This is a genomic window from Azospirillum thermophilum, assembly GCF_003130795.1.
Classification (GTDB): Bacteria; Pseudomonadota; Alphaproteobacteria; order Azospirillales; family Azospirillaceae; genus Azospirillum; species Azospirillum thermophilum.
Genome location: NZ_CP029352.1, coordinates 660001 through 685772 on the forward strand (window position 1 = coordinate 660001; position 25772 = coordinate 685772).

Annotated in this window: 28 protein-coding genes and 1 riboswitch (1 of these 29 running past the window's edge); of the genes, 14 read left to right on the forward strand and 14 right to left on the reverse strand. The window is 69.7% G+C overall.

Annotated features, from left to right (window positions below; all coding sequences use genetic code 11):
- On the forward strand, positions 1 to 772 hold the 3' portion of the coding sequence (locus DEW08_RS02955) for an ATP-dependent DNA helicase (protein ID WP_168220248.1). The gene continues 434 nt to the left of window position 1, outside the view; only the last 772 of its 1206 coding nucleotides appear in the window; its start codon lies beyond the left edge, outside the window; it ends in the stop codon at positions 770 to 772.
- A 13-nt stretch (positions 773 to 785) separates the two neighbouring features.
- Here the strand turns inward: DEW08_RS02955 and DEW08_RS02960 are convergent, their stop codons facing one another.
- The 3 genes from DEW08_RS02960 to DEW08_RS02970 form a co-directional block, all read right to left on the reverse strand.
- Entirely contained in the window at positions 786 to 1082 is a 297-nt protein-coding gene (locus tag DEW08_RS02960; RefSeq protein ID WP_109324334.1) for a hypothetical protein, read from the reverse strand.
- Positions 1083 to 1125: 43 nt separating this feature from the next.
- Positions 1126 to 1233: riboswitch (SAM-I-IV-variant riboswitch) on the reverse strand.
- Between the two features lie 91 nt (positions 1234 to 1324).
- Positions 1325 to 2041, reverse strand: a complete 717-nt coding sequence (locus DEW08_RS02965) for an LrgB family protein (protein ID WP_109324335.1) — start codon at positions 2039 to 2041, stop codon at positions 1325 to 1327.
- Positions 2013 to 2429 (reverse strand): CidA/LrgA family protein, encoded by a 417-nt coding sequence (locus DEW08_RS02970; protein ID WP_109324336.1) that lies wholly within the window; start codon positions 2427 to 2429, stop codon positions 2013 to 2015. Before DEW08_RS02970 ends, DEW08_RS02965 begins: the two co-directional genes overlap by 29 nt.
- A 104-nt stretch (positions 2430 to 2533) precedes the next feature.
- On the opposite strand from DEW08_RS02970, the gene DEW08_RS02975 reads away from it, so the two are divergent.
- Positions 2534 to 3436: a LysR family transcriptional regulator gene (locus tag DEW08_RS02975; protein WP_109324337.1), complete on the forward strand. Its 903-nt coding sequence runs from the start codon at positions 2534 to 2536 to the stop codon at positions 3434 to 3436.
- A 68-nt stretch (positions 3437 to 3504) separates the two neighbouring features.
- Positions 3505 to 4125 (forward strand): thiamine phosphate synthase, encoded by a 621-nt coding sequence (locus tag DEW08_RS02980; protein WP_109324338.1) that lies wholly within the window; start codon positions 3505 to 3507, stop codon positions 4123 to 4125.
- On the opposite strand, the gene DEW08_RS02985 is transcribed toward DEW08_RS02980, so the two are convergent.
- Positions 4113 to 4655 carry an acyl-CoA thioesterase gene (locus DEW08_RS02985; RefSeq protein ID WP_109324339.1) on the reverse strand — a complete coding sequence of 181 codons (543 nt, stop codon included), beginning with the start codon at positions 4653 to 4655 and terminating at the stop codon, positions 4113 to 4115. The genes DEW08_RS02980 and DEW08_RS02985 overlap by 13 nt on opposite strands.
- A 204-nt stretch (positions 4656 to 4859) precedes the next feature.
- Here DEW08_RS02985 and rraA point away from each other — a divergent pair, with 204 nt between their 5' ends.
- Positions 4860 to 5369, forward strand: coding sequence for a ribonuclease E activity regulator RraA (gene rraA / locus DEW08_RS02990; RefSeq protein WP_109324344.1), 510 nt, complete (start codon positions 4860 to 4862; stop codon positions 5367 to 5369).
- A 199-nt stretch (positions 5370 to 5568) separates the two neighbouring features.
- Entirely contained in the window at positions 5569 to 8160 is a 2592-nt protein-coding gene (gene acnB, locus DEW08_RS02995; protein ID WP_109324348.1) for a bifunctional aconitate hydratase 2/2-methylisocitrate dehydratase, read from the forward strand.
- A 102-nt stretch (positions 8161 to 8262) separates the two neighbouring features.
- On the opposite strand, the gene DEW08_RS03000 is transcribed toward acnB, so the two are convergent.
- The 5 genes from DEW08_RS03000 to DEW08_RS03020 form a co-directional block, all read right to left on the reverse strand.
- Positions 8263 to 9099: an amidohydrolase family protein gene (locus tag DEW08_RS03000; protein ID WP_109324349.1), complete on the reverse strand. Its 837-nt coding sequence runs from the start codon at positions 9097 to 9099 to the stop codon at positions 8263 to 8265.
- Between the two features lie 12 nt (positions 9100 to 9111).
- A complete protein-coding gene (locus DEW08_RS03005) occupies positions 9112 to 10125 on the reverse strand; it encodes an aldo/keto reductase (protein ID WP_109324350.1) in 1014 nt (337 codons plus the stop codon).
- Between the two features lie 35 nt (positions 10126 to 10160).
- The gene (locus DEW08_RS03010) at positions 10161 to 11114 is read right to left on the reverse strand and encodes an ABC transporter substrate-binding protein (RefSeq protein WP_109324351.1); all 954 of its coding nucleotides are present in this window, start codon (positions 11112 to 11114) and stop codon (positions 10161 to 10163) included.
- 62 nt (positions 11115 to 11176) lie between these two features.
- The gene (locus DEW08_RS03015; protein WP_109324352.1) at positions 11177 to 12205 is read right to left on the reverse strand and encodes an ABC transporter permease; all 1029 of its coding nucleotides are present in this window, start codon (positions 12203 to 12205) and stop codon (positions 11177 to 11179) included.
- Positions 12202 to 13800 (reverse strand): sugar ABC transporter ATP-binding protein, encoded by a 1599-nt coding sequence (locus DEW08_RS03020; RefSeq protein WP_109324353.1) that lies wholly within the window; start codon positions 13798 to 13800, stop codon positions 12202 to 12204. The genes DEW08_RS03015 and DEW08_RS03020 overlap by 4 nt, the downstream gene beginning before the upstream one ends.
- A gap of 343 nt (positions 13801 to 14143) precedes the next feature.
- On the opposite strand from DEW08_RS03020, the gene DEW08_RS03025 reads away from it, so the two are divergent.
- A complete protein-coding gene (locus tag DEW08_RS03025) occupies positions 14144 to 14836 on the forward strand; it encodes a FadR/GntR family transcriptional regulator (RefSeq protein ID WP_109324354.1) in 693 nt (230 codons plus the stop codon).
- Between the two features lie 18 nt (positions 14837 to 14854).
- Entirely contained in the window at positions 14855 to 15310 is a 456-nt protein-coding gene (locus DEW08_RS03030; RefSeq protein WP_109324355.1) for an RbsD/FucU family protein, read from the forward strand.
- 4 nt (positions 15311 to 15314) lie between these two features.
- On the opposite strand, the gene DEW08_RS03035 is transcribed toward DEW08_RS03030, so the two are convergent.
- The 4 genes from DEW08_RS03035 to DEW08_RS03045 all read right to left on the reverse strand — a co-directional run bounded on the left by DEW08_RS03035 (position 15315) and on the right by DEW08_RS03045 (position 18098).
- On the reverse strand, positions 15315 to 16145 hold the full coding sequence (locus DEW08_RS03035; RefSeq protein WP_342760730.1) for an amidohydrolase: 831 nt from the start codon (positions 16143 to 16145) through the stop codon (positions 15315 to 15317).
- Positions 16058 to 16510, reverse strand: coding sequence for a M20/M25/M40 family metallo-hydrolase (locus tag DEW08_RS33390; protein WP_342760719.1), 453 nt, complete (start codon positions 16508 to 16510; stop codon positions 16058 to 16060). The genes DEW08_RS03035 and DEW08_RS33390 overlap by 88 nt, the downstream gene beginning before the upstream one ends.
- A gap of 306 nt (positions 16511 to 16816) precedes the next feature.
- Positions 16817 to 17596, reverse strand: a complete 780-nt coding sequence (locus tag DEW08_RS03040) for an extensin-like domain-containing protein (protein WP_109324356.1) — start codon at positions 17594 to 17596, stop codon at positions 16817 to 16819.
- A gap of 7 nt (positions 17597 to 17603) precedes the next feature.
- Complete coding sequence (locus tag DEW08_RS03045) at positions 17604 to 18098, reverse strand: GFA family protein (protein WP_109324357.1); 495 nt, start codon at positions 18096 to 18098, stop codon at positions 17604 to 17606.
- A 113-nt stretch (positions 18099 to 18211) separates the two neighbouring features.
- Here DEW08_RS03045 and DEW08_RS03050 point away from each other — a divergent pair, with 113 nt between their 5' ends.
- From DEW08_RS03050 to DEW08_RS03070, 5 genes are all read left to right on the forward strand, one after another.
- Entirely contained in the window at positions 18212 to 18736 is a 525-nt protein-coding gene (locus tag DEW08_RS03050) for a (2Fe-2S)-binding protein (protein WP_109324359.1), read from the forward strand.
- Complete coding sequence (locus DEW08_RS03055) at positions 18733 to 19749, forward strand: FAD binding domain-containing protein (protein WP_109324363.1); 1017 nt, start codon at positions 18733 to 18735, stop codon at positions 19747 to 19749. Before DEW08_RS03050 ends, DEW08_RS03055 begins: the two co-directional genes overlap by 4 nt.
- The gene (locus tag DEW08_RS03060) at positions 19746 to 22031 is read left to right on the forward strand and encodes a xanthine dehydrogenase family protein molybdopterin-binding subunit (RefSeq protein ID WP_109324366.1); all 2286 of its coding nucleotides are present in this window, start codon (positions 19746 to 19748) and stop codon (positions 22029 to 22031) included. The genes DEW08_RS03055 and DEW08_RS03060 overlap by 4 nt, the downstream gene beginning before the upstream one ends.
- A 153-nt stretch (positions 22032 to 22184) precedes the next feature.
- Complete coding sequence (locus DEW08_RS03065; RefSeq protein WP_245985891.1) at positions 22185 to 22469, forward strand: hypothetical protein; 285 nt, start codon at positions 22185 to 22187, stop codon at positions 22467 to 22469.
- Between the two features lie 58 nt (positions 22470 to 22527).
- Positions 22528 to 23238 carry a class I SAM-dependent methyltransferase gene (locus DEW08_RS03070; protein ID WP_109324368.1) on the forward strand — a complete coding sequence of 237 codons (711 nt, stop codon included), beginning with the start codon at positions 22528 to 22530 and terminating at the stop codon, positions 23236 to 23238.
- Positions 23239 to 23275: 37 nt separating this feature from the next.
- Here DEW08_RS03070 and DEW08_RS03075 read toward each other — a convergent pair whose 3' ends face one another.
- Entirely contained in the window at positions 23276 to 23629 is a 354-nt protein-coding gene (locus DEW08_RS03075; protein WP_109324369.1) for a carboxymuconolactone decarboxylase family protein, read from the reverse strand.
- A gap of 283 nt (positions 23630 to 23912) precedes the next feature.
- On the opposite strand from DEW08_RS03075, the gene DEW08_RS03080 reads away from it, so the two are divergent.
- A complete protein-coding gene (locus DEW08_RS03080; protein ID WP_109324370.1) occupies positions 23913 to 24365 on the forward strand; it encodes a c-type cytochrome in 453 nt (150 codons plus the stop codon).
- A gap of 15 nt (positions 24366 to 24380) precedes the next feature.
- Positions 24381 to 25730, forward strand: coding sequence for a cbb3-type cytochrome c oxidase subunit I (locus DEW08_RS03085; RefSeq protein WP_109324374.1), 1350 nt, complete (start codon positions 24381 to 24383; stop codon positions 25728 to 25730).
- Positions 25731 to 25772 lie beyond the last annotated feature (42 nt).

Here is a 25772-nt window from a genome sequence, read left to right on the forward strand (position 1 = left end):
CTACCAGCTGCCGCCGGTCTCCGGTCAGGGGCTGTTCACCAGCGGTGAGCCCGACTTCCGCCTGACCGAGCCGCACCGCACGGCCAGGGAAAGCCCGGTCATCCGGCTGGCCCACCTGCTGCGCCGGCAGGAGCTTCCCCGCCGCTTCGGCTCGGTCGGCAAGGTGCATGTCCTCCCGCTGGAGAGGCGGACCCAGTCGCTGGTGATGCGGCAATCGTCGCAGGCGATCTGCGGGACCCACCGCGTCCGCACCACCTACACCCGGCGGATGCGCTCCCTGCTCGGCCATGAAACGGTCATGCCGCAGGCGGGCGAGCGCGTCATCTGCCGGCGCAACCAGAAGGACGAGGGGCTCTACAACGGGATGATCGGCACCCTGACGCGGCCGGCGGCCGAGGCGACGGGCCGCGATGCCGGGCTATGGTCGCTGGGCGTGCAGATGGAGGACGAGTTGCGGCCGCGCGGCAAGCTGATCGTCCATTCCTGGATGTTCCAGGCCCACTATGAGGAGGGGATGGTGCAGCCGCGGGTCGGCAAGGACATCCAGCTCTACGACTGGGCGTGGCTGATCACCTGCCATGCGTCCCAGGGCTCGGAGTTCCCCTCGGTCACCGTGGTCGATGATTCCGCGGCCTTCCGCGAGCACCGGTGGCGGTGGCTCTACACGGCGGTCACCCGCTCGCGCGAGGAGCTGGTTCTCCTGCTGCGCAACGTCGATCTCGGCGGCCCGTGGCAGATCCCCGCCTTCGACGACGGCCTGCCGTCCGGCTGAGGCCGGGGTACGGTCACTCCGCCCCGGCCGGGATCATCAGGTTCGTCAGGGCCCAGCTCCGCGCCTCGGCCGCCCGTTCCCCCTCGAACACCTTGTGCAGATGGACCAGCAGGCGGTTCGCCCCCTCCTCCTGCAGCACGCGGTAGACGTGGGTCCACGGGCCGTGGCGGCGGTGGACGACGACATGGACGGTGGCGCCGACGTAGCGTCCGCCCTTGCGCGGCGGCGGACAGGATCCGACCTGGAAGGCGCTGTCGTCCGGTCCGAGGACGAGCGAGAGGTCGGGGGCGGTGACAATGGCGTCCGGCATTCGGTCCCTCCTTATCGACGGTCAGGAGGGCTGACGCAGTGGCGCGGTCCCGTTTGGTTGCCGGTACGGCCACATCCTCCCTCGCGGGAGCACCACCTTGCCCGGGTCGGCAGGTTGGTGTTGGGCGCCAGCCCAACTCTTGATGCTGCGATGACGTATACTAAAGACCACGCCTGCTCCGCAAGCCGGGAACCGGGCGGCTTCCGCATGGCCGTCCCCCGCGGAACGCCGCCCGCTCCCCCTCAGGGGGCGAGGCAATAGGCGATGGCAGGCGCGGCGAGGACGTTGAGCAGCCCGACCAGCACCATGACGAGCCCGGCGATCGAGCCTTCCTCCCGGCCGATCTCGTGCGCCTTGGCGGTGCCGGCACCATGGGCGCCGACGCCGAACAGCGCGCCGCGGGCGAGCGAGGTGCGGATCGGCAGCCAGCCCAGCAGCAGTTCGCCCAGCACGGCGCCGAGGACGCCGGTCGCCACCACGAACACCGCGGTCAGGTCCGGGATGCCGCCGATCTCGCCGGAGACCGTCATGGCGAAGGGCGTGCTGATGGACCGCGGCAGCAGGCTGAGCCGCAGCGTGCCGTCCAGGCCGAGGACGGTGGCGAGCGCCCAGCCGGTCAGGATGGCGGTCGTGGTGCCGGCCAGCATGCCGGCGATCAGCACCGGCCAGTGCCGGCGGATGATCGCGCGCTGCTCGTAGATCGGGATGGCGAAGGCGACCGTCGCCGGGCCGAGCAGGCCGATCAGCCAGCCGGTGCCGCGGATGTACTCGCGATAGCTGACATGGAAGGCCAGCACGGCCAGAATCAGCAGGGCCGGCGTCACCAGCAGCGGCATCAGCCAGGGAACCCGCCGCCGCCGGTACAGGCGCTTTGCCACGAGATAGAAACCGATCGTGGCGGCGGACCAGACCGACGCCTGGACCAGCGGTTCATCCAGCAACGGAATTGGCAGAGCCATGCTTCGATCTCCAGGTGTAGCACAGGTCGACGGTGACGGCCGTGACGGCCATGACCGCGAGCGTGCCGCCGGCGATGACGACGAGGATCTTGAGGCCGAGCAGCCCGAGCAACTCCCGGTGGTCGGTCAGCGCCAGGACGGCGGGCACGAAGAACAGCAGCATCTCGGCGAGCAGCCATTCGGCGCCGCGCCGCATGCTGCGCAGGCTGAGGCGGTGGCTGGCGAGCAGCGCCAGGACGATCGCCATGCCGACGATGCCGCCGGGCACGGGCAGGTGGGTCAGGCGGACCAGCGCCTCGCCGGCCAGCCAGAACAGGGCGATGAAGCCGGTCTGGAGAAGCCGGCTGCGGCGGACTCTGCGGAGAAGCAGGAGATGGATGCGGGTCATCGGGGGGACGGCGATCTGCGGTCGTTGTCCCTGGAATGTATGCCGCACCGCGCTATGATCAAAATGACTTGTCCGACTAGAATCAATTCCATTATGGAATGAGCATGGAATTCAGGACGCTCCGCGCCTTCGTCGAGGTCGTGCGCCAGGGGGGATTCTCCCAGGCGGCGAAGGTCGTCTTCGCCACCCAGTCGACGGTCAGCAAGGCGGTGAAACAGCTCGAGGATGAGCTCGGCGTGCCGCTGCTCGACCGCAACGGCCACCGCAGCACGCTGACCGCTCCCGGCGAGATCGTCTACCGGCAGGCCCTGCGCATGCTGGCGCAGCGCGACGAGCTGCTGGCGGAGCTGGACGATCTGCGCGGGCTGCAGCGGGGCACGCTGCGGCTCGGCCTGCCGCCCATCGGCTCCAGCACGCTGATCGCGCCGCTCTTCGCGACCTATCGCCAGCGCCACCCGCGCATCGACATCCGGCTGGTCGAGCATGGCAGCGACCGGCTGGAGGAAATCCTGCTGGCCGGCGACATCGACATCGCCGCGTCGCTACTGCCGGTCGCCGAGGATTTCGAGTGGCAGGAGATCTGCCGCGAGCCGCTGGTCGCCCTGCTGCCGGCGGGCCATGCGCTGGCCGGCCGGCCGGGCGTGACCCTGCTCGACCTCCGGGACATGCCGTTCCTGCTGTTCGAGACCGGCTTCGCGCTCAACCGGATCATCCTGGGAGCCTGCCGCAGCCGCGGTTTCGAACCGGTGGTTTCCGTGCGGAGCAGCCAGATCGACTTCGTCGTCGAACTGGTCGCCGCCCGGCTCGGCGTCGCCTTCCTGCCGCGGATGATCGCGCTGCAGCGGGCGCATCCCGGCGTCGTCCGGGTGCTGCTGGAGGCGCCGGAGACCGACTGGATCATGGCAATGGTCTGGCGGCGCGGCGCCTATCTGTCGAACGCCGCGCGGGCGTGGCTCGACCTCGTCCGCTCGGTCTTCCCGGCCGGCGGCGGCAACCCGTCCCGCTGAGCTCGTCCCGCTGAGCCCGTCCCGCTGAGCCTGTCCCGCTGAGCCCGGGCGCCTGCTATGCTGCGGTCATGACCGTCCTGCCCGATCCTCCGCTCCTCGCGATCACCGACCGCCGACAGGCAGCCCTGCCGCTTCCCGACCTGGCGGAGCGGCTGTTCGCGTCCGGGCTGCGCTGGTTGTCGCTGCGCGAGAAGGACCTGCCGGCGGATCAGCTCCTGGCCCTGGCGGGCGCGGTGCTGCAGCGGGCGCGCCGGCACGGGGCGCGGCTGACGCTGCATGGCGAGGCACGGCTGGCGTTGGCCGCGGGGGCGGACGGGGTTCATCTGCCGGATGGCGGCGACGCCGTGGCGGCCCGGCGGCTCCTCGGACCGCGCGCCCTGATCGGCGTCTCCTGCCATGACCGGGAGAGGCTGCTGCGGGCGGCGGGGGAGGGGGCGGACTACGCGACCCTGTCGCCGGTCTTCGCGACGGCCAGCAAGCCGGGCTACGGGCCGGCGCTGGGGCCGGATCTGCTGCGGCGGATGGTCGCCGGCGTGCCCATTCCCGTCCTGGCGCTGGGCGGGGTGGAGGCGGGGAACCTTGCCGGCTGTCTGGAGGCCGGTGCGGCTGGCGCCGCCGTCATGGGGACCCTGATGCGCGATCCGGACGGCCTGCCGGCGCTGCTCCGCGAGGTCGGTCAGCGGGCGTAGCGGACTCCGGCGGTGCCGGGCATGCGCAGCGCCCGGCCGGCGCAGGCGTCGCAGGCCGTCTGGTAGGCCTGCAGGCTGGCGCGCAGATCGTCGGGCAGGGGGATCGAGCCGAAGCCTTCCAGGGCCGTCGCCACCACCGTCAGCCGGCCGCACAGCCGCACCGCGCCGCCCACCTCGCCGTTGATCCGCAGATCGATGGAGCTGCGGCCGATCCGTTCGATCATCACGCCCAGGGTCAGCGTCTCGCCCATGCGGCTGGGGATCACGAAATCGCACTCGGCATGGACGATCGGCAGGCCGATCCGCCGCTCGACGATCAGGTCGGCGTAGTTGATGCCCAGCCCGTGGGTGAACCAGTCCTCCACGACGCCATTGAACATGTCGAAATAGACCGGGAAATAGACGATTCCGGCCGGGTCGGTGTGGGAGAACCGGATGGGCCGCTGCACGCGGAAGGCGCCCGCGGGAAGCGGAAGATGCCGTGCCGGCGACCGGCGGTCGTTGGTCGGCAGTCCGAGTGTGTCGGGCATGTTCGGCGCTGGTCCTGCGCTGGTGGTCCGGTCAGAGATGACGATATGGTACCGACAATTCGTATATCAAACGTTTAAGCCGGCAAAAACTTCTGCCGGCCGTCACGGTCCCGGGCGGTGCGACCGTTGCGGCCCTTGCCTTGGGCGGGGCTTTGGCGCAAGACGTCCGGGAAACACACGACAAACAGCCGCGGAGCCGCCGAGATGACCACCGGGAAGGTCCCCCCTGTCGCCACCTGCGACCTGTTCGACACCTTCAAGGATGCCGCCCGCTTCGTGCTGCCGGGCTTGCGCGACTTCGGGGCGGTGACCCGCTTCGCCGGGCCGGTGGTCACGGTCAAGTGCTTCGAGGACAATTCCCGCGTCAAGGAACTGCTGGCGACCCCCGGCCAGGGGCGCGTGCTGGTGGTGGACGGGGCCGGCAGCCTGCGCTGCGCGCTGATGGGCGACATGATCGCGGCGTCGGCCGTCAAGAACGGCTGGGCCGGCGTGGTCATCTGGGGCTGCGTGCGGGATGTCGGCGAATTGGCGACGCTCAACCTCGGCATCAAGGCCTTGGGATCCATTCCGCGCGCCTCCACCCGACGGGATCAGGGACTTGTCGATGTCCCGGTGGAACTGCCCGGCGCCATGGTGAAACCCGGCGATTTCTTGTTCGCCGATGAGGACGGCATCGTCCTGCTCACCCCGGAACAAGCTGCAGGCCTAAAATAACTCTGTGGCCTGAAATGGTCATACCATGGACAGGTAATACCAGTACAAGGGCTGCACTTGCTTCAAGCTGATCGCTGTGGCGAAGCCGGTGCGCCCCCTTGCGCTTTGATTTGGTCGGCGATATAAACCGACCGGATTTCACGCGGGCCGTCTCACGGTTCCCACCCAGGGCCGGCCTTTCATTTATGAGGTACCTGCCGTGCTCGAAGCATACCGTCAGCACGCGGCCGAACGCGCCGCTCTCGGAATTCCGGCCCTGCCCCTGACCGCCAAGCAGACGGCGGAGCTGATCGACCTGCTGAAGGCGCCGCCGGCCGGCGAGGAGCAGTTCCTCCTCGACCTCATCACCCACCGCGTTCCGGCCGGCGTCGACGATGCCGCCCGCGTGAAGGCCGGCTTCCTCGCCGCCGTCGCCAAGGGCAAGGACGACTGCCCGCTGATCTCCAAGGTCAAGGCGACGGAGCTGCTGGGCACCATGCTCGGCGGCTTCAACGTCCAGCCGCTGATCGACCTGCTGTCGGATGCCGAGTGCGGCGCCGCCGCCGCCGAGGGTCTGAAGAAGACCCTGCTGGTGTTCGACTTCTTCCACGACATCAAGGAGCTGGCGGACAAGGGCAACGCCAACGCCAAGGCGGTGCTGCAGTCCTGGGCCGATGCGGAGTGGTTCACCTCGCGTCCGGACGTCCCGGCCTCGATGAAGCTGACGGTCTTCAAGGTGTCGGGCGAGACCAACACCGACGACCTGTCGCCGGCGCCGGACGCCTGGTCGCGCCCGGACATCCCGCTGCACGCGCTCGCCATGCTGAAGAACCCGCGCCCGGGCATCGAGGCGGACGAGCCGGGCGTGCGCGGCCCGACCAGGCAGCTTGAGGCGCTGAAGCAGAAGGGCAACCTGATCGCCTATGTCGGCGACGTGGTCGGCACCGGTTCCTCGCGCAAGTCCGCCACCAACTCGGTGCTGTGGTTCACCGGCGAGGACATCCCCTTCGTCCCGAACAAGCGCTTCGGCGGCGTCTGCCTCGGCACCAAGATCGCCCCGATCTTCTACAACACCATGGAAGACGCCGGTGCGCTGCCGATCGAGCTCGACGTCGGCAAGATGGAGATGGGCGACGAGATCGAGCTGCGCCCCTATGAAGGCAAGGCCTTCAAGAACGGCGAGCTGATCGCCGAGTTCAAGGTCAAGTCGGACGTGATCTTCGACGAGGTGCGCGCCGGCGGCCGCATCCCGCTGATCATCGGCCGCGGCCTGACCGCGCGGGCCCGCGAGGCGCTGGGCCTCGCCCCGTCGACCCTGTTCCGCCAGCCGGCCGCCCCGGCCGACAGCGGCAAGGGCTTCACGCTGGCCCAGAAGATGGTCGGCCGCGCCTGCGGCCTGCCGGAAGGCAAGGGGGTCCGTCCGGGCACCTATTGCGAGCCGAAGATGACCACGGTCGGCTCGCAGGACACCACCGGCCCGATGACCCGCGACGAGCTCAAGGATCTCGCCTGCCTGGGCTTCTCGGCCGACCTCGTGATGCAGTCCTTCTGCCATACCGCCGCTTATCCGAAGCTGGTGGACGTGAAGATGCACCACGAGCTGCCGGACTTCATCTCCACCCGCGGCGGCGTCGCGCTGCGTCCGGGCGACGGCGTCATCCACTCCTGGCTGAACCGCCTGCTGCTGCCGGACACCGTCGGCACCGGCGGCGACAGCCACACCCGCTTCCCGATCGGCATCAGCTTCCCGGCCGGCTCGGGCCTCGTCGCCTTCGCCGCCGCCACCGGCGTCATGCCGCTGGACATGCCGGAGTCGGTGCTGGTCCGCTTCAAGGGCGAGATGCAGCCGGGCGTCACCCTGCGTGACCTCGTCAACGCCATCCCGCTCTACGCGATCAAGGCCGGCCTGCTGACGGTCGAGAAGAAGGGCAAGAAGAACATCTTCTCCGGCCGCATCCTGGAGATCGAGGGTCTGCCGGACCTGAAGGTCGAGCAGGCGTTCGAGCTGACCGACGCCTCGGCCGAGCGGTCGGCGGCCGGCTGCACCGTGCTCCTGAACAAGGAGCCGATCATCGAGTACATGACCTCCAACATCACGCTGATGAAGTGGATGATCGCCAACGGGTACGCCGACGCGCGCACCCTGGAGCGCCGCATCAAGGCGATGGAGGCGTGGATCGCCAATCCGGAACTGCTGAAGCCGGACGCCGACGCCGAGTATGCCGCGGTGATCGAGATCGACCTGGCCGAGATCAGCGAGCCGATCCTGGCCTGCCCGAACGATCCGGACGACGTGAAGACGCTGTCCGAGGTCGCCGGCGACAAGATCGACGAGGTCTTCATCGGCTCCTGCATGACCAACATCGGCCACTTCCGCGCCGCCGGCAAGATCCTGAACGGCAAGTCGGACATCCCGACCCGCCTGTGGATCGCGCCGCCGACCAAGATGGACGCGATGATGCTGACCGAGGAAGGCTATTACGCCACCCTCGGCAAGGCGGGTGCGCGCATGGAGATGCCGGGCTGTTCGCTCTGCATGGGCAACCAGGCGCAGATCCGCAAGGGGTCGACCGCGGTCTCGACCTCGACCCGCAACTTCCCGAACCGTCTGGGCATCGACACCCGCGTCTACCTGTCCTCGGCGGAACTGGCCGCCGTCGCGGCGCTGCTCGGCAAGATCCCGAACAAGGACGAGTATCTGGCCCAGGTCGGCGTGGTGAACGAGGCTGCCTCGGACATCTACCGCTACATGAACTTCGACCAGATCCCGGCCTTCCAGGAGATCGCGGAGAAGGTGGAAGTCGCCGCCTGATCCATCCCCAGGCGCTCCGACCAAGCCGCTCTGACAAGGAAAGCCCGTCCGGCACACCGCCGGGCGGGCTTTTCCGCGTCTCGGGAGGAGCTTACGGTCAGATCAACGGCCGGGGTCCGGAACCGCCAGCCCATAGAAGGCGGCGGCGTTTCCGCCGAACACCGCCGGATGGTCGGCCTCCGGCACGAGGTCGAGGCACATCGCCAGCCACTCCCCATAGTCCCCGGCCAGCCGCAGCACCGGCCAGTCACTGCCCCACAGCAGGCGGTCGGGGCCGAACAGCTCCAGCAGCGTCTCGACATAGGGGCGCAGCGCCGCCGGCTCCCGCCGTCCGCCGGCCTCGGTCAGCAGGCCCGACAGCTTGCAGTGCAGGGCGGGCAGGGCCGCCAGACCGGCCATGGCGCGGCGCCAGCCGGCAAACTCGCCCGTCGCGATGCGCGGCTTGGCGCCATGGTCGATCACGATGGGAAGGTCGGGGTGCCGCGCCGCGAAGGCGGTCAGCGCCGGCAGATGATCCGGCGTCACCAGCGCGTCGAAGCGCAGCCCGTGCGCCCGCATCGCCGCCACCGCGGGATCGAGTGCCGGGTCGTCGATCCAGGCGGGGTCCGCGAGATCCTGCAGCATCGGCCGCAGCCCTTTCAGCGCCGGGTGGCCGGCAAGCCGGGCGATTTCCGCCGGAGCGTCCGGTGCCTTCAGGTCCGCCCAGCCGACCACGCCCAGGATGAAGGGATGCCGGTCGGCGAGGTCGAGCATGAAGCGGGTGTCGTCGCCGTTTTGCAGGGTCTGCACCAGGACGGTTCCGCCGATTCCGCAGGAGCGCAGCAGCGGCTCCAGGTCCGCCGGCAGGACATCGCGGTGGATGGCGGCAAGCTCCGGCGGCGGCCACTCCCCCCGCCGGTCGCGCAGCAGCCAGAAATGCTGGTGGGCGTCGATGCGCATCGGCCGTCCCGGTCAGGCGGCCGGGGAGGGAAGCGGTGCGGTCTCCTCCACCAGCCCGCGCTCCTTCAGGACGTCCCAGAACTCCGGTGGGATCGGCTGCTCGAACCAGTCGATGTTGGACTGGAGCTGACCGGCCGTCCGCGAGCCGGAGACGCAGGTGACCACTGCCGGATGGGCCATGGGGAACTGCAGGGCCGCGGCGGGCAGCGGCACGGCGAATTCGTCGCACACCGCCCGCAACGCCCGGACGCGCGCCACCACCTCCGCCGGCGCGTCGGCGTAGTTGAACTTGTTGTTGCCGACCAGGATGCCGGAGTTGAAGGGACCGGCGATGACGATGGAGGCGCCGGCGCGCACGCAGGCATCGAGCAGCGGCAGGCTCCTCTGTTCCAGCAGCGTATAGCGGCCGGCCAGCATGGTGACGTCGATGTCGAACGCCTGCAGCGCGTCCTGCACCACCTCATGCTCGTTGACGCCGAGCCCGACGGCAGCGACCTGCCCGCCGGCCCGCAGTTCGCCCAGAGCCCGGAAGCCGCCGCCCCGGGTGAGCTGCGTCCAGTAATGCTCGTGCCGGTCGCCGTGGGTGAAGCGGCCGATGTCGTGGACGTAGAGGATGTCGATGTGGATCAGCCCCAGCCGCTGCTGGCTGTGCTCGAACGACTTCAGGATCCCGTCATAGCTGTAGTCGTAGACCGGGCGGAAGGGCAGGGGCCGGACGTAGCCGTCCTCCTCCGCCCCCACCGTGGCGTCCGGCACCATCAGGCGGCCGGCCTTGGTGCTGACGGCATAGTGCGACCGCTCCCGCTCGCCGAGCAGCGTGCCGAGACGCCGCTCGGCGCGGGTGAAGCCGTAGAAGGGGGCGGTGTCGTAATAGCGCAGCCCGGCGTTCCAGGCGGCGTCGGCGACGGCCTCGGCCTCCGCCAGGCTGGTCCAGCGGTAGAGCCCGCCCATCTGGGCGCAGCCCAGCCCCATGACGGTGAGCGACAGATTGCTGCGGGGAAGCGTTCGGCGGTCGGTGACTTTCATCGCAAGAGGCCTCGTGTCCGGCGGCAGGGGAACGCTCAGTATAGGACGTCGCGGGCCTCGGGCTTCTCGATGTTGTCCTTGGTGACCATCACCACGCCGGTATCGACGAATTTCTCCACCTTCTCGCCCTTCATCACCCGGGCGACCGTCCGCACGCCGAGCTGCCCCATCTGGAAGGAGCCCTGCACGGCGGTGGCCGCCAGCGTGCCGTCGCGCACGAAGCCCTGCAGGTCCTGGTTGCCGTCGAAGCCCACGGCGACGACGCGGCCGGCCTTGCCGGTCTGCACCAGGGCGCGGCCCATGCCGATGGCGGTCGGTTCGTTGGCGCCGAAGATGCCCTTCAGGTCGGGGTTGGAGGTCAGCACGTCGGTCGTCTGGTTCAGGGCGGTCGCCATCTGCGACTGCGAGTAGAAGGGACCGACGATCTCCAGCTTGGAGTTCTCCTTGATGTACTTGGTGAAGCCGCCGACCCGGCCGATCTCCGACCCGGCCCCGGCGACATAGGACATGACGGCGATCTTGCCGGTGGTGCCGACGCGGTCGATCAGCGCCTTGGCGCACAGCTCGCCCGCCTTCGCGTTGTCGGTGGCGAGGAAGGACTGGTAGTACTGCTTGCCGCTGTCGGAAATCTGGGAGTCGATCAGGACGACGGGGATCTTGGACTCCCAGGCCTTCCTGATCGCCGGCACCAGCGCGTCCGGGTCGGACGGGGCGAGCACGATGCCGCCGACCTTCCGGTTCACCGCGTTCTCCACCATGTTCACCTGGTCGGCGATGGCCGATTCCGAGGCCGGGCCCTGGAAGGTCAGGCTGTAGCCGCCGCCCACCTCCTTCATCGCGGTTTCGGCACCCTTCTGGACATTCTGCCAGAAGGTGGAATTCACCGTCTTCACGATCACCGCGATCTCCTTGTCGGCCGCGGCCGCGGCGGCGGAGACGGACACGAGCGCGATGGCGGAGGCGACGAGGCACGGGATCAGCTTGGGCATGGGGTCTCTCTCCACTGTTCCGTTGTCTTCTTGGGATGCCGCCCCCGCTCAGCGGCGATGGTTCAGCGGCGGTTGCGGAGCTGGTCGATCCACACGGTCAGCAGGATGACCAGCCCGATGATGATCTGCTGCGTGAAGGCGGAGACGCCGTTCATGTTCAGTCCGTTGCGCAGGATGCCGATGACGAAGGCGCCGATCGCCGTGCCGGAGATCGTGCCGACCCCGCCGATCAGGGAGGTGCCGCCGATCACCGCGCTGGCGATGGCGTCCAGCTCGTACATCACGCCCTCGTTCGGCTGCGCCGTGACGAGACGCGACATCAGCACGCAGCCGGTCAGCCCGGCCAGCGTGCCGGACAGCGCGTAGGTGAACAGGGTCACCCGCGCGACATGGACGCCCGACAGCCGGGCGGCCTCGGCGTTCGAACCGATGGCGTAGATGTGGCGGCCCAGCACCGTGCGGTTCAGCATCACCGCGACCGCCACCGCGATCACCACCATCAGGATCACAGGATAGGGAATGCCGGGGAAGGCGACGTCGGGGAAGCCGTCCTCGCCGATGGTGACGATGCGGAACAGCGCGCCGTTGCCCAGCTCCCCGAAGGACTCGCCGAGCCCGGACACCGCGCGGGCGCCGGTGATCTGCAGCGCCACGCCGCGCGCCACCATCATCATGCCGAGCGTGGCGATGAAGGGCGGCAGCTTCAGCCGCGTCACGCACAGCCCGTTGGCGACGCCGCACAGCGTGCCGACCAGGATGCCGGCGAGCATGGCGACCGGGACGGGCAGGGCCGCCTCCTTCACCGCGAGCGCGGCGACGACGCCCGACAGGGCCAGCACCGAGCCGACCGACAGGTCGATTCCGCCGGTGATGATCACGCAGGTCATGCCGATGCCGAGGATGGCGATCGAGGTGACCTGCAGCGCGATGGTCATCGCGTTGCCGACCGAGAAGAAGGCGTCGCTGGTCAGCGAAAACACCATGGCCAGGACGACCAGGCTGCCGATCGCGGCGAATTTCTGGATCAGGTCCTTCTGCCGGTCGCCCGGCTGGAAGAACAGCTTCTGCTTGTCGTCGGGCAGGCTGGTCATGGCGATCCCCGGTGCGCCGCCCGGCCCGCCGTCCCGAGGGAGTGGCCGGAGGCGTAATGCATGATCTCTTCCTGGCTGGTCTCGCGGGTGGTCAGCACGCCGGTCACCCGGCCCTCGTGGAACACCACGACCCGGTCCGTCAGGCCGAGGATTTCGGGAAGTTCGGAGCTGATCAGGACGATCCCGATCCCCTGCGCCGCCAGCTCGTCCATGATCGTGTAGATCGCGAGCTTGGCGCCGACGTCGATGCCGCGCGTCGGCTCGTCGAAGATCATGATCCGCGACTGGCGGAACAGCCATTTGCCGATGATGATCTTCTGCTGGTTGCCACCCGACAGCAGGCGGGCCGGCTGATGCACCGTCGGGGTCCGGATGTTGAGCATCTGCACATAGCGCTGGGCGACGCTGATCTCCTGGTCGAAGTCGAGGAAGCCCAGCCGGTTCGCCACCTTGCCCGCGGCGGCCAGCGTCATGTTCGCCGCGACCGGCATCTTGATGGCCAGCCCGTCGCTCTTGCGGTCCTCCGACAGATAGGCGATGCCCTCGGCGATGGCGTCGCGCGGCGAGCGGATCGTCAGGGCGCGGCCGGCGAGCCGGATGGTGCCGGAGTCGAGCGGGTCGGCCCCGAAGATCGCGCGGGCGACCTCGGTCCGGCCGGAGCCCATCAGGCCGGCGAACCCCAGAATCTCGCCGCGGCGCAGGGTGAAGCCGACATCGTGGAAGACCCCGCGCCGGGTCAGCCCCTCCACCGCAAAGATCACCTCGCCGGTCGGGACGGCGGTGCGCCCGGGGAACTTCTCCTCCAGCGAGCGGCCGACCATCCGGGCGACGATCTCGTCGACGCTGGTGGACGCGAAGTCGTCGGTCGAGACATAGCGGCCGTCGCGCAGCACGGTGACGCGGTCGACGATGCCGGCCATCTCGTCCAGCCGGTGGGAGATGTAGACGATCCCCACCCCGGCCCGCTTCAGCTCGCGGATCACCTGGAACAGCAGCCGCGTCTCCGACTCCGTCAGGGAGGAGGTCGGCTCGTCCATGATCAGCACGTCCGCGTCGAGCGACAGCGCCTTGGCGATCTCCACCATCTGGCGCTGAGCGACCGACAGGCGGCCGACCGGCCGGTCCGGGTCGATGTCCACGCCCAGCCGGTCGAGGCAGCGGCGGGAGTCGGCCCTCAGCCGCTTGCGGTCGACGAAGGGGCCGCGGCGCGGCTCGCGCGCCAGATAGATGTTCTCCGCCACCGACAGGTGGGGAACGAGATTCAGTTCCTGGTGGATGATGGTGATGCCGGCCGCCTCCGCCTCGCGGGAGGAGGCGAAGCGCCGCGCCTCGCCCTTGTAGACGATCTCGCCGCCGTCCGGCTGGTAGAGGCCGCTGATGATCTTCATCAGGGTCGATTTGCCGGCGCCGTTCTCGCCGCAGACGGCATGGACCTCGCCGCGCCGCAGGTCGAAGCGCACCTGGTTGAGCGCGAGGACGCCGGGGAACTCCTTCGTCACGTTCTCCAGGCGGAGGATCACCTCGTCGCCCGCCGGGCGGAGGGGCGTGTCCCGTCCTGGCGGCAGGGCGCCGTCGCGCACCGCGGAGTCCCGCATCCCCCCGTCCTCCCTTGTCTTGCCCGCCGCCCGATACCTCCGGCACCATTTGGGCGGGGGACGGGCATGGTCGTGAAAGGCAGTCTTGTCCGCCTGATTGGTCAGGCCAGTTAGGTTGGTGCACCAATAATCCGTTAAAGAAACATGGTCAAGCCGGTTTTCGGTTTCCGAGCGATTGGCCTGACCGAAAGACGTGCCGCCCCTTGGCACCTGCGTCACTGAAGGGCGAGGCGGCGGATCGGCCGGTTCGTCCCGCAGGGGCTTGTGAAGCGGCACCGCGGCCCTTATGGTAAGGCCAGTTTGTCCGTACCACTGACGAAACCGCCAGCGCCGGTGCCAGCCGATGATGACCCAGGCCAAGCAGATCGAGCCCCGGCGCCTCTACCAGCAGGTGGCCGACCAGATCCGTGCCCTGATCCAGAGCGGTCATTTCCCGCCGGCCAGCCGGCTGCCCTCCGAACGCGACCTCGCCCAGCAGCTCGGTGTTTCGCGCCCGTCCCTGCGCGAGGCGCTGATCGCGCTGGAGCTCGACGGCAGCGTCGAGATCCGCATGGGCTCGGGCATCTATGTCTGCCCGCCGCCGGAGCGGCCGGCCTTTCCCATCCGCTCCATGGGCGAAAGCCCGACCGAGCTGATGCAGGCCCGCGCGGCGATCGAGGGGACGGTGGTCGTGCTCGCCTGTGCCCGCACCACCCCGGAGGGGCTCGGCGCGCTCGCCGAGACGCTGCAGGCGATGCGCGCCGCGGTGGCGGCCGGGCGCAAGCCGCTGGAGCTCGACCGGCAGTTCCATGTCGGAATCGCCGCGATGTCCGGCAACACCGTGCTGGTCCGCCTCGTCGCCGAGCTGTTCGACGAGCGGCACAGCCCGATCTCCACCCACCTCAGCGTCCGCTACGAGAGCTCGGGAACCTGGAAGTCGGCGCTGGCCGAGCATGAGGCGATCTTCGCGGCGCTGAAGGCGGCGGACCCGCTGCAGGCCCAGGCGGCGATGCGCATGCATCTGCAGGCCTCGACCGAACGCTGGATCGGCGACTGACGAGGAAGGAGCCCCCGCATGCTGAAGTCGCTCGACCCGCTGCTGTCCCCCGACCTGCTGTGGGTGCTGGCCGCCATGGGACATGGCGACGATCTCGCCCTGGTGGATGCCAACCACCCGGCGGAGACCATCGCGCGGGCGACGGTCTCCGGGCGGCTGGTCGTGCTGCCCGGCGTCTCCATGGCCCGCGCGGCGCGCGCCATCCTCAGCGTCCTGCCGCTCGACGCCTATGTGCCCGACCCGGTGCGCTGCATGACGGTGGTGGAGGACCCCGCGGCCGTCCCGCCGGTCCGGCGGGAGGTGCAGGCGGAGATCGACCGGGCCGAGGAGCGCCCGACGCCGCTGGCGGGCATCGAGCGTTTCGCCTTCTATGACGCGGCGAAGGCCGCCTTCGCCGTCGTCCAGGCGGGCGACCCGCGCCCCTACGGCTGCTTCCTGTTCCGCAAGGGCGTCATCGCCGGCGACCGCCCGTGAGGGATCAGGCTCCCTCCGGCCGCAGCAGGGTCCTGGTCAGGCTGATCCAGTAGCTGGCGCCGATGGCGAGGTTGTCGTCGTTGAAGTCGTAGTTCGGGTTGTGCAGCAGGCAGCCGCCGTCGGTCGGCCCGTTGCCGATCCAGATGCAGCAGCCCGGCCGCTCGTTCAGCATGAAGGCGAAATCCTCCGCCCCCAGCGAGGGCATCGGCTCGTGGTCGATGTTCTCCTCCCCGACCAGCCGGGCGGCGACCTCGGCGCACAGCGCGGTCTGGCGCGGATCGTTGATGGTCGGCGGATAGCAGCGCTCGTAGCGCGTCTCGGCCGTGCAGCCGAAGGAGGCGGCGGTATGCTCCGCCAGCGTGCGCAGCCGCGCCTCCACCGTGTCGCGCACGCTGTCCTTGAAGGCCCGGACGGTTCCGCGCACCGTCACTCGGGCCGGCAGGGCGTTCCAGGTGTCGCCGCCGGAAATCTGCGTCGCCGAGACCACCGCGCTGTCCAGCGGATGCAGGCTGCGGCCGGTGATGCTCTGCAGCGTGGTCAGCAGGTGGCCGGTGGCCGTGATCGCGTCGGCCCCCATGTGCGGCATGGCGGCATGGCTGCCGGTTCCGTGCAGGACGATCTCGAAGATGTCGTAGCTGCCCATGATCGGGCCGGGGCGCAGGGCGACCTGCCCGACCTCCAGTCCCGGCCAGTTGTGCAGGCAGAAGACGGCGTCGACGGGGAAGCGGTCGAACAGCCCGTCGGCGATCATCTCGCGCGCACCGCCCTCGTTCTCCTCCGCCGGCTGGAAGATGACGTGCAGCGTCCCCTGGAAGTCGGGATCCTCCGCCAGGATCTTCGCGGCCCCAGCAGGGCGGCGGTGTGGCCGTCATGGCCGCAGGCATGCATGCGGCCGGGGTTGACCGAGCGGTAGGGGAGGTCGTTGGCCTCCTCGATGTGCAGGGCGTCCATCTCGGCGCGCAGCGCGATGGCGCGCGGTCCCGGTTTGCGCCCGCGCAGCGTCCCGACGACGCCGGTCCGCCCCACTCCGGCGGTCACCTCCAGCCCGAAGGAGCGCAGCTTCTCCGCCACGAAGGCGCTGGTCTGCACCTCCTCGAAGGCGGTTTCGGGATGGGCGTGGATGTGGTGGCGCCACTCGCGCATCGCCGGAGCCAGGGCGGCGGCGGCCGGGTGCAGGCGGACATGGGCGGGGACGGTCATCGCAAGGTCTCCGTCGGGCGGCCGCCCGATAAAGGCCGGCCCGGCAGGGCGGCAGGCGGGGCGGCGGGGAACCGGGTCATCTGTCTCTACTCCCTCTTCAACCACCGGTGCCGGCACTCCGTCTTTCCAGGAGGATGCCTGCCGGCCCGGTAGCGTTGGGCCGTAGCATAACCCGTCCCGCTTGCAGGACGTAGCCTTCATCGGAGACAAGCGCGGGCCGCGCGAACAATCCGGCTGCGCAAGCGTGTTCGCCCCGAGGGGGAGGGCCTCCCATCCGTCCTGAGTCCTGTGCCAGCCGGAGGAGCCTCAGCGGCAACTGCGGAAGCCGCCCATGTCGAAATGGAAGTGGTCGCGGTGGGCCTCGTTGTACTCCGGTCCGAGCACCACGTCGAAGAAGCGGCAGGCGCCGTCGCGGATCTCGCGCAGGAACGCCGCCCGGCGCGCGTCCCCGCCCGCCGGTCCCGCCTCCGCCGCTTCCGGTCCCGTCTTCTCCGGCTCCCTCCAGTCCCGGAGGAGGGAGATCTGCGTGCCGTCCTTCAGGACGAAGGCCGCGATGTCGATGGCGTTGGCCGTCGCGTGCTCGCTCCGCCGTCCGCTCTCCCGGTTGTAGAGGTTGCGGCAGGCATAGGTCCCGAGGTGACGGACCCGCGCCACCGGCTGGCCGAAGTGCTTCCGCGCGGCCGGTTGCAGGGCATGGATCTCGAACAGCATCCAGGCGGCGGCGACCGGGCAGGTGGCGACGAAGCCGCCGTTGAACGCCACGCCCGAGCGGTCCACCCGCACCGTCCCGGTCAGGCTGCAGCCCTGGTTCGGCCCGTCCGCCGGGGCCGGCCGGTCGGGCTGGGGGGTGAAGCGCAGGGCGGTCGGGGCGAGCGCCGCATGGCACCGCGCCGGTTCACCCTCCAGGCGGGAGAGCTTGTAGCGGGTGAGGAAGCCCGGCTCCTCCGAAATGTCCAGCGGCGCCCAGGGATCGTAGCGCGGCGGCAGGACGAGGATCCCCGCCCTGACGAGGACCAGCGCCCCGCCGGCCGCCGCCAGGATCAGCAGCAGGACCAGCCACGGGACGAGCCGGCGCAGGCGCGTCATGACGGCGTCAGCGGTCGAGCAGCCCGTGACGGCGGTGCCAGTCCTCCAGCGATTCCTCCGGGTAGCGGGCGAAGCGCACTTCGCCCGGCCCCTCCGGCACGCGGACCCAGGGCGCCTTGAAGTCCAGCATGATGTGCACCCGCTCCGGCGGTTCGGGCAGCGGCGTGTCGATCGCCGAGGCGAAGGGGTGGACCAGCTCCGGCCAAGCCGGATCCTCCGCCCACAGGGCGCTGCCGCAGTGCTTGCAGAAATGGCGGTGCGACGGGCCGGGGCAGGTGCGGCCGGGATTCTGCGGATCCTCGATCGGCGCCCGCCAGGTCGCCACCGCCTCGCGCCCCTCCACCTCCAGCGTGCCGGCGTCGCCGCCGAGGTTGATGGCATAGCCGCCGCCCCCGGCGCTCTTCCGGCAGATGGTGCAATAGCAGCGCATGTAGGGAACCGGCGTCGGCGAATTCAGCGTGAAGCGGACGGCGCCGCAGCGGCAGGATCCCGAAAGCCTCATGTCCTCTTCCTCCGTCCGGGGTCTTCGGCGTGTCTTCACGACAACGGCGATGGCCGGAACGGCGTTCCCTGTCGAGCTGTTGCAATGCGGTCCGGAGCCGAGAGGAAAACCTCATGTCGCAGACACCGCCACAGACACCCGCCGCCGAGCCGATGGAGGTGTGGCTGACCGTCAACCGGGTCGACTACACGCTGCATCTGGCGCCGTGGACCAGCCTGCTGGACGCGCTGCGCCTGCATCTCGGGCTGACCGGCAGCAAGAAGGGCTGCGACCACGGCCAGTGCGGCGCCTGCACGGTCCTGGTGGACGGGCGGCGGATCAACGCCTGCCTCACGCTGGCCGTCATGCTGGACGGCCGCGAGGTCACGACCATCGAGGGGCTGGCGTCCGGCGACACCCTGCATCCCCTGCAGGAGGCCTTCATCGAGCAGGATGCCTTCCAGTGCGGCTACTGCACGCCGGGCCAGATCTGCTCCGCCGCCGGCCTGATGGCGGAGGGCCGGGCGACGACCGACGACGAGATCCGCGAGCTGATGAGCGGCAACATCTGCCGCTGCGGCGCCTATCCCAACATCCTGGCGGCCATCAGGCAGGCCATGGCGCAGCAGGCGCGGCAGCCGATGGGGGAGGGGCGATGAGGGCCTTCACCTACGACCGCGCCGACAGCGTGGAGGGCGCCGTCCGCGGGATCGCCGGGCGACCGGGCAGCCGCTTCGTCGCCGGCGGCACCAACCTGCTCGACCTGATGAAGGCCGACGCCATGCGGCCCGCCCACCTGATCGACATCTCCCGCCTGCCGCTCGACCGGATCGAGGAGACGGCCGACGGCGGGCTGCGGCTGGGGGCGCTCGCCCGCAATGCCGACACCGCTTATGACGAGCGGGTGAGCCGGCGCTATCCCATGCTGTCCAAGGCGATCCTCGCCGGGGCGTCGCCGCAGCTCCGCAACATGGCGACCAACGGCGGCAACCTGCTGCAGCGGACCCGCTGCTACTATTTCTACGACAGCGCCACCCCCTGCAACAAACGGGAGCCGGGATCGGGCTGCGGCGCGCTGGTCGGGGTGAACCGCATCCATGCCATCCTCGGCGCCAGCGAGCACTGCATCGCCGTCCATCCTTCGGACATGTGCGTCGCGCTGGCGGCGCTGGAGGCGACGGTGCGCGTTGTGGGTCCCGGCCCCGGCCCCGGCGGCGGGCCCGGCAGCGAGCGGACGATCCCCTTCGCCGCCTTCCACCGCCTGCCCGGCGACGCCCCGCACATCGACACCGAGCTGCGGCCGGACGAGCTGATCACCGCCATCGACCTGCCGCCCAAGGGCTTCGCGGAGCATTCGACATACCTGAAGGTGCGCGACCGCGCCTCCTACGCCTTCGCGCTGGTCTCGGTGGCGGCGGCGCTGGAGATCGCCGACGGGACGGTTGCGGAGGCCCGGCTGGCGCTGGGCGGCGTCGCCCACAAGCCGTGGCGCGACGAGGAGGCCGAGCAGGCGCTGGCGGGCAAGCCGCCGACCGGGGAAAGCTTCCGCGCCGCCGCGCGCATCCTGCTGCGCCGCGCGCAGGGCTACGGCCACAACGACTTCAAGATCGACCTCGCCGAGCGCGCCATCGTCCGGGCGCTGGCCGAGGCAGCCGGAACGGAGGCCGCATGATCGCGAAACCCAGCATTCCCGACCTGCTGCGCGAACCGGGCGCCCGGATCGGCCGGCCGGTCAGCCGGGTCGACGGCCGGCTGAAGGTCACAGGCGCCGCCAGATATGCGGCGGAGCACGACGCGTCCGACCTCGCCCACGGCTACATCGTGTCGAGCGCGATCGCCCGCGGGCGCATCACCCGCATCGACACCCGCGCGGCGCTCGCACTGCCCGGCGTCCTGCAGGTCTTCACCCATGAGAACCGGCCGAGCCTCGCCTGGTTCGACCGCAAGTGGAAGGACCAGGACGCGCCCAAGGGCTCGCCCCTCCGCCCGCTCTACGACGCGGAAATCCAGCATGCCCTGCAGCCGGTGGCCCTGGTGGTGGCGGAGAGCTTCGAACTGGCCCGCCATGCCGCCCGGCTGGTCGAGATCGAGTATGAGGAGGCGACCCACCAGACCGACCTCCATGCCGTCCGCGACCAGGGCTTCACGCCCGGCAAGGACAAGGGCGGCTTCCAGCCCCCGCCCAAGCCGCGCGGCGACGCCGACCGGGCGCTGGCCGAGGCGGAGGTCGCGGTCGACGTCTCCTTCACCCAGGCCACCGAGTACCACAACCCGATGGAGATGCATGGCTCCACGGTCGTCCACCACCCCGACGGCACGCTGACCGTCTATGACAAGACGCAAGGGGCGCTGAACACCCAGACCTATGTCTGCAACGTCTTCGGCCTGTCGCAGGCCCAGGTGCGCGTCCTGTCGCCCTTCGTCGGCGGCGCCTTCGGCTCCGGCCTGCGGCCGCAGCATCAGCTCTTCATGGCGGTGCTGGCGGCGACGCAGTTGAAGCGCTCGGTCCGGGTGGAGCTTTCCCGCCCGCAGATGTTCAGCTTCGGCCACCGGCCCGAGACGATCCAGCGCGTCGCCCTCGGCGCCCGGCGCGACGGCACCCTGACCGCCCTCATTCACGAGGCGGTGCAGGAAAGCTCCCGGTACGAGAATTACGTGGAGATCGTCGTCAACTGGTCGGGCCAGCAGTACAGGTGCGACAACGTGCGGCTGGACTACAAGCTGGCCCGGCTCGACGTCCATACTCCGCTCGACCAGCGGGCGCCCGGGGCCGCCACCGGCGTGCCGGCGCTGGAGATCGCCATGGACGAGCTGGCCTGTGCGCTCGACATGGATCCGGTCGAGCTGCGGCTGAAGAACTACACGGACGTCGATCCCAACACGGGCAATCCCTTCTCCAGCAAGGAGCTGCGCGCCTGCTTCCGGCAGGGGGCCGAGCGGTTCGGCTGGGCGAAGCGCACGCCGCAGCCGCGCTCGATGCGCGACGGGCGCTATCTGGTCGGCTGGGGCATGGCGGCCGGCGTGTGGGACGCCATGCAGGGGCAGGCGACGGCCCGCGCCACGCTGGGCATCGACGGCCGGCTGACGGTGTCGAGCGCCACCGCCGACATCGGTACCGGAACCTATACGGTGATGACGCAGATCGCCGCCGACGTGCTGGGGCTGGCGATGGAGGACGTGACCTTCCTGCTCGGCGATTCCTCGCTGCCGATGGCGCCGATCGAAGGCGGGTCCTGGACCGTCTCCTCCGTCGGGTCGGCGGTGAAGGCGGCCTGCGACCGCGTGCGCGACCGGTTGGTCGGGCTTGCCCGCAAGAGCAACGAGGGGCCGCTCGCCGGCCTGCCGGCGGAGGAGGTGACGATGGCCGACGGCCACCTCGTCGCCCGCTCCGACCCCGCCCGCCGGGTGCCGGTGACGGAGGTGATGCGGGCCGCCGACCTGCTGACCATCGAGGAGGAGGCGCGCTCCGTTCCCTATTACCTCGCCCGCTCGCGCCACGCCTTCGGCACCCATTCCGCCGTCTTCGCCGAGGTGCGTGTGGATCCGGAGCTGGGCACCATGCAGGTGACCCGCGTCGTCAGCGCCGTCGCCGCCGGCCGCATCATCAATCCCAAGACCGCGCGCAGCCAGATCATGGGGGCCGTCGTCTGGGGCCTCGGCATGGCGATGCAGGAGGAGGCGCTGATCGACCACCGGCTCGGCCGGGTGATGAACCACGACCTCGCCGAGTACCATGTCCCCGTCGCCGCCGACATCCACGACATCGACGTGATCTTCGTCGAGGAGCAGGACGAGATGGTCAACCCGCTGGGCGCCAAGGGGGTGGGGGAGATCGGCATCGTCGGCGTCCCGGCGGCCATCGCCAACGCCCTCTACCACGCCACCGGGGTGCGGGTGCGCGACCTGCCGATCACCGTGGACAAGATCCTGGCCGGGCTGCGGGCGGAGCGGTGACGGGACGGGCAGGGGCAATTTGTCGCACTGCCCGGATGTGGTGCGCCGCACATGTCGTTGTTTGACATGGTCGGGGCGGCCGGACCGGTGCATGATCGCCGCATCGGCGTCCGCCGGCCCCGCCGCCCTTCCGCCCCTTCAGGAACCAGTCCGATGCGCCGACTGCACCAGCTCTTTCCCGGCCTGCGCAGGCACAAGCTGATCGCCTTCCTGCTGACCCATCTGGCGATCGGGGTGACGGCGGGAATCGTGCTGTGCATCGGCCTGCTGGTGCTGGACGTGGCGCACCTGCGCACCCTGATCTTCGGCTCGGAGTACTGGCTCGTCGGGCTGTTCCTGCTGTTCGGCTCGGTCTGCGGCACCTTCGGCAGCCTCGCCATGGGGGTGGCGGTCATGGGCCTCGGCGACTGGTCGGACCATCCCGACCGCGACTATTGACCGTCCGCACCGCCGCAGGGAAAGTACAACCCCCTCGCGCAACCGGAGACCGCCCCCCATGTCCGCCGCAGTTTCCTCCCCCGTACGCCGCCGCGCCCTGGAGGTGATCCGCGACCATGCCGATCTTGCCGGCCGGCGCGTCGTCGACGTCGGCTGCGGCGAAGGCGGGCTGGTCCGCGCCCTGACCGGCCTGGGGGCCGAGGTCGTCGGGGTCGAGTGCGGACGGGAGATGCTGGAGCGGGCCCGCGCCGCCGAGCCGGCGGGCGGCGAACGCTACCTGGAGGGGGTGGGGCAGGCTCTGCCGCTGCCGGACGCGGCGGCCGACGTCGTCGTCTTCATGAACAGCCTGCACCATGTCCCGGTGGAGCATATGGCCGCCGCCCTGTCCGAAGCGGCGCGCGTGCTGGTTCCGGGCGGTCTCGCCCTGGTCAACGAGCCGATCGCCGACGGGGACTTCTTCCAGCTCACGCGGCTGGTGGAGGACGAGGAGGATGTGCGCAGCGCGGCCTATGCGGCGGTCCGGGATGCCGCCGCCGGCGGCCGGTTCGTCGAGCGGGCGGAGGTCGTCTATCTGAACCCGGTGCGGATGGAGAGCTACGAGGCCTTCGCCCAGCGCATGGGCCTGATCGACGAGACCCGCAAGGCGCGCGTCGCCGCCGGCGAGGAACTGCTGCGCAGCCGCTTCCACGAGCTGTCGGAGGTCCGCGACGGCGCCCACTGGTTCGACCAGCCGGCCCGTCTGAACGTGCTGGTGCGGACGGGGGGATGAGGTCCCCCCGCCACGCCGCGGGCGTTTCCCGGCCGGTTCAGCCGGCCTTCTTCCCGGTGAACTGGTCGAAGGCCTCCAGCGCCTGGGCGGCGTACATCACGGAGGGGCCGGCGCCCATGTAGATCGCCATGCCCATCGTCTCCAGCACCTCCTCGCGGGTGGCGCCCAGCTTCACCGCCGCCTCGGCATGGAACGCGATGCAGCCGTCGCAGCGGGTGGCGACGCCGATGGCCAGCGCGATCAGCTCCTTGGTCTTGGTGTCGAGCGCATTCGCCTTCAGCGCCGCCTGGGCGATGGCGGAGAAGCCCTTCATCACGTCCGGCGCGCCGCCGCGCAGCTCCTTGACGGCGCCGGACAGTTCCACGGCCATCTGCGGCCAGTTCTTGTGCATCTGAGACACTCCTGCTTCACGGAAAAGGCGACGGCGCCGCGGGCGGGCCGGTCGTATGTCTGCATTTATATTAGAAAAGCCTGAATTAACGGTCAAGCGGGAACCGGGCCCTTGGCGCGGGCTGGTCCTGCCGGCCGGGACCGTCTTGACCGCGGTCAAGGATAGACCGACCGGATTAGTCAACTGTGACCCCGACTGGCGGTGCCAAGCCGCCACTGCCGAGGCTCGACGGAACGGCTGCCAAGGGCGTTCTTCCGCGGCCTGATCCAGGGGAACCGAACCAATGACGGAACGCTTTACCAAGGCGGCCGCCCGAAATATTTTCTACGGCGGATCGCTGTTCTTCTTTGCCGCCTTCGTCTCCCTGACCGGGGCCAGCCACGTTTATGTGGTGGAAAAGAGCACCGACAGCAAAGGCCTGACCGAGAGCGTGGCCCGCGGCAAGCATGTGTGGGAGAAGAACTCCTGCATCAACTGCCACACGCTGCTGGGCGAGGGCGCCTATTTCGCGCCTGAACTGGGCAATGTCTGGGTGCGCTACGGCGGCGACAAGGATCCCGACGGTGCGCGGATGGCGCTGAAGGCGTGGATGGGCGCGCAGCCCAGCGGCATCGAAGGCCGCCGCCAGATGCCGCAGTTCCACCTGACCGAACGGGAGCTCGACGACCTCGCCGACTTCCTCGCCTGGACCAGCCGCATCAACACCCAGAACTGGCCCCCGAAGGTCTCGGGCTGAGAAGGGATCAGACCCATGAAATACGAATCCCAGAAGGCGGCACTGCCCTTCTTCTACGGCGCGCTCGCCCTGTTCGCCGTCCAGCTCCTGGTCGGGCTGCTCGCCGGCACCGTCTACGTGCTGCCCAACACCCTGTCGGAGCTGCTGCCCTTCAACATCCTGCGCATGATCCACACGAACGCCCTGATCGTGTGGCTGCTGATGGGCTTCTTCGGCGCCGCCTACTACCTGATCCCGGAAGAGGCGGAGCGCGAGCTGCACAGCGTGAAGCTGGCCTACATCCAGTTCGGCCTGTTCATGTTCGGGGCGCTGGCCGCCGTCGCCGGCTACGTCTTCCGCATCCACGAGGGGCGCGAGTTCCTGGAACAGCCGATGTGGATCAAGGTCGCCATCGTCGTCGTGGCGCTGATCTTCCTCTACAACATCTCCATGACGGTCCTGAAGGGGCGGCGCACGGTCATCACCAACATCCTGGTGATGGGCCTGTGGGGCATCGCGATCTTCTTCCTGTTCTCCTTCTACAACCCGACCAACCTGGCGCTGGACAAGATGTACTGGTGGTACGTCGTCCATCTGTGGGTCGAGGGCGTGTGGGAACTGGTGATGGCCTCGATCCTCGCCTTCCTGATGATCAAGATGACGGGTGTGGACCGCGAGATCGTCGAGAAGTGGCTCTATGCCATCGTCGGGCTGGCGCTGTTCTCCGGCCTGCTCGGCACCGGCCACCACTATTACTGGATCGGCACGCCGGGCTACTGGCAGTGGATCGGCTCGCTGTTCTCGACGCTGGAGGTCGCCCCCTTCTTCGCCATGGTCGTCTTCTCGATCCAGATGGTCCTGAAGGGCGGGCGCAACCACCCGAACAAGGCGGCCCTGCTGTGGTCGGTCGGCTGCGCGGTCTTCGCCTTCCTCGGCGCCGGCGTCTGGGGCTTCCTGCACACCCTGTCGTCGGTCAACTACTACACCCACGGCACCCAGGTCACCGCGGCGCACGGCCATCTCGCCTTCTTCGGCGCCTACGCCATGATCAACCTCGCCATCTTCAGCTATGCGATGCCGCACCTGCGCGGCGTGGCGCCCTACAACCAGACGATCAACAAGCTGAGCTTCTGGCTGATGTGCGGCGGCATGACGGTGATGACCTTCGCCCTGACCTTCGCGGGCGTCGTGCAGGTCCATCTGCAGCGCGTGCTGGGCATGGACTACATGAGCGTCCAGGAGCAGATCGCCCCCTTCTACTGGGTGCGTCTCGCCTCGGGTGTCGCGGTTTTCATCGGCGCGCTTCTCTACCTCTACGCCCTGCTCGGCCCGGCTCCGGCCTCCAAGCGGGCGTCCATCGGCGGCAGCGTCCAGCCGGCGGAATGATGCCGGACTGAAGCCTCCCCCTCCCCCCGACCGGGGGAGGGG